Origin of the sequence: Mycobacterium sp. 1423905.2, assembly GCF_001673155.1 — a bacterium.
Taxonomy (GTDB): domain Bacteria; phylum Actinomycetota; class Actinomycetes; order Mycobacteriales; family Mycobacteriaceae; genus Mycobacterium.
In genome coordinates this window covers 1-3,248 of the sequence record NZ_LZLE01000162.1, presented here as the reverse complement: position 1 = coordinate 3,248, position 3,248 = coordinate 1, and the positions used below count along the sequence as shown (strand labels likewise).

Annotated in this window: 3 protein-coding genes; all 3 read left to right on the top strand. The window is 71.4% G+C overall.

The genetic code is table 11. The features are described 5' to 3' along the window. On the top strand, positions 1-1,252 hold a 1,252-nt coding region (locus tag A9W95_RS09250), incomplete at its 5' end, for a YifB family Mg chelatase-like AAA ATPase (RefSeq protein WP_156746090.1). After that, on the top strand, positions 1,249-2,415 hold the full coding sequence (dprA, locus tag A9W95_RS09245) for a DNA-processing protein DprA (RefSeq protein ID WP_067411143.1): 1,167 nt from the start codon (positions 1,249-1,251) through the stop codon (positions 2,413-2,415). The genes A9W95_RS09250 and dprA, both read left to right, overlap by 4 nt. A gap of 27 nt (positions 2,416-2,442) precedes the next feature. After that, a partial coding sequence (locus tag A9W95_RS09240; RefSeq protein ID WP_067411141.1) for a siderophore-interacting protein occupies positions 2,443-3,248 on the top strand: 806 nt, incomplete at its 3' end.

The window sequence follows — 3,248 nt, the reverse complement described above, 5'->3', positions numbered from 1 at the left end:
CGCGGTTTTGTCGGCCCAGCGCAAGAAGCCGTGGCACAAGCTGGAAAAGACGGTCCTGTTGGGCGAGTTGTCGCTGGACGGGCGGGTGCGGCCGGTACGCGGGGTGCTGCCGGCGGTGCTGGCGGCCAAACGCGACGGGTGGCCGATGGTCGTCGTTCCCAGCGACAACCTCGCCGAAGCCAGCCTGGTGGACGGCGTGGACGTCTGGGGCGTTCGCACCTTGCGGCAACTGCAGGGCTGGCTCAACGGGTCCGCTGGGCTGGACGAGCGGATCGCGGCCGTTGCTCCGCCGCAAGACGACGCGGCCGATCTGGCCGACGTGGTGGGGCAGTCACAGGCGCGGTTCGCTGTGGAGGTGGCCGCGGCGGGAGCGCATCACCTGATGCTGACCGGACCACCGGGAGTGGGCAAAACCATGCTGGCGCAACGTCTTCCGGGCATCCTGCCGCCGTTGTCGGACAGCGAATCGCTGGAGGTCACCGCAATCCACTCGGTGGCGGGGTTGCTGTCGGGGGATACCCCGTTGATCACGCGCGCGCCGTTCGTGGCGCCACACCACAGTTCCAGTGTCGCCGCGTTGGTCGGCGGGGGCTCGGGAATGGCTCGCCCGGGCGCGGTCAGCCGAGCTCACCGCGGCGTGTTGTTCCTCGACGAGTGCGCGGAGATCAGCGTCAGCGCTCTGGAAGCGTTGCGGACACCGTTGGAAGACGGCGAGATTCGGCTGGCCCGCCGCGACGGGGTGGCGTGTTACCCAGCCCGATTTCAACTGGTGTTGGCGGCCAACCCGTGTCCCTGCGCGCCGGCCGATCCTCAGGACTGCATCTGTGCGGCGGCGGTGAAGCGGCGCTACCTGGGCAAGTTGTCCGGCCCGCTGCTGGACCGGGTCGACCTGCGGGTCGAGATGCATCCCGCTGGCGTCGGAGCGTTCTCGACCGAGCCCGGTGAGCCGACGTCGCAGGTACGTTCCCGCGTCGCGGCCGCCCGGCAGGTGGCCGCCGAACGCTGGAAACCGCATGGTTGCACGACCAACGCCGAAGTGAGCGGGTCGTTATTGCGGCGCAAGTTCCGGCTGAGCAGCGCCGCGATGCAGCCGCTGCGCACCGCGTTGGACCGGGGAATGCTCAGCATCCGCGGGGTGGATCGCACTCTTCGGGTCGCGTGGAGTCTGGCCGATCTGGCCGGCCGGACCTCACCGGGTTGCGACGAAGTCGCGACCGCGCTGAGTTTTCGCCAAGCCGGAGCCGCGAGATGACCGCCGACGAGGTGTCGCGGGCCTGGGCCTATCTGTCGCGCGTCGCCGAGCCGCCGTGCCCGGAACTGGCCGCGCTGGTGGCCAGCGTTGGACCCGTTGCGGCTGCCGAGCGGGTGCGCCGCGGTGCGGTGGACGACGAGCTGGCCCGTCACACCGAGTCTCGACGCCACATCGACTGTGCAGCAGACGATCTCGAGCTGCTGGCCCGGCGCGGTGGGCGGTTGATCACCCCGGATGACGACGAGTGGCCGGTGCTCGCGTTCGCCGCGTTCGGCGGCGCGCGGCTCCGGTCGCGCGGCGGACCCCCGCTGGTGTTGTGGGCGTTGGGCCCCGCGCGCCTCGACGAGGTCGCCCAGCGCGCGGCCGCGGTGGTCGGCACGCGCGCGGCGACCACCTACGGCGAGCACGTGGCCGGTGACCTTGCCACCGGCCTGGCCGAACACGACGTGGTGGTGGTGTCCGGTGGCGCCTACGGCATCGACGGCGCGGCTCACCGCGCCGCGCTGGCATGTGACGGACTCACCGTCGCCGTCCTGGCCGGCGGTCTGGACATCCCGTATCCGGCGGGGCATTCCGCGCTGCTGCACCGCATCGCCCAAGACGGGTTGCTGTTCAGCGAATATCCGCCCGGTGTGCGCCCGGCCCGCCATCGGTTCCTCACCCGCAACCGACTGGTGGCCGCTGTCACCGGCGCGGTGGTGGTGGTGGAGGCCGGCCTGCGCAGCGGGGCGGCCAACACCGCCGCCTGGGCGCGCGCCTTGGGCCGGGTGGTGGCCGCGGTGCCCGGGCCGGTGACCTCTTCGGCTTCGGCGGGTTGTCACCTGCTCATCCGCAACGGCGCGCAGCTGGTCACCCGGCCCGCCGACGTCGTCGAGTTGGTCGGTCACATCGGTGAGCTGGCCGAGGAGGAGCCGCGGCCGACCACCGCGCTGGACCGGCTCAGTGAGGCCGAACGGCAGGTGTACGAGGCGTTGCCGGGCCGCGGTGCGGCCACGGTCGACGAGATCGCGGTGGCGTCCGGGCTGGCCCCGGCGTCGGTGTTCGGCCCGCTGGCCATGCTGGAGGTGGCCGGATTGGTGCAGCGTCGGGAGGGCCGATGGCGGCTGGTCCGCCCCGGTGCTGCCCAGGCCACGGCCGGAAGGGCGCCGATGCGGCTCGTATAGTCGACGAAGGACCGGACAGGAGGACACGTGGCGGGTCGACCCCTGCAAAGCTTCGAAGTCGTCGGTACCGAAGAGGTCACCCCGCACATGACCCGGGTTCGCCTCGGCGGCAGCGGCTTCGACACCTTCACCCCCAGCGACTTCACCGACTCCTACGTCAAGCTGGCATTCGTCGCCGAAGACATCGACGTCCCCGCCCTGCCGCAGCCGCTGACCCTGGACAGCTTCGCTGACCTGCCCCCCGCCAAGCAGCCTCCGGTGCGCACCTTCACCGTCCGCAAAGTCGACACCACCGCCCGCGAGATCGCCGTGGACATCGCGTTGCACGGCGAGCATGGCGTGGCCGGCCCGTGGGCGGCGACGGCCCAACCCGGTCAACCGATCTACCTGATGGGTCCGGGCGGGGCCTACCGTCCGGACCCGGCGGCCGACTGGCATCTGTTCGCCGGCGACGAATCCGCGCTCCCGGCCATCGCGGCCGCGCTCGAGGCGCTGCCGCCCGATGCGGTCGGCAAGGCTTTCATCGAAGTCGCCGGCCCCGACGACGAGATCACGCTGACCGCGCCGGAGGCCGTTCAGATCAACTGGGTGTACCGGGGCGGACGTGCCGACCTGGTGCCCGAGGACCGCGCCGGCGACCACGCGCCGCTGATCGAAGCGGTCACCACCGCGCTCTGGCTGCCCGGACAAGTGCAGGTCTTCATCCATGGCGAGGCGCAATCGGTCATGCACAACCTGCGGCCCTACATCCGCAAGGAGCGCGGCGTCGAGGCAAAGTGGGCGTCTTCCATTTCCGGCTACTGGCGGCGGGGTCGCACCGAAGAGACGTTCCG

Bases quoted from the DNA above. Each gene is read 5' to 3' on its own strand.
- dprA (WP_067411143.1), top strand. From the start codon at position 1,249: ATGACCGCCGACGAGGTGTCGCGGGCCTGGGCCTATCTGTCGCGCGTC.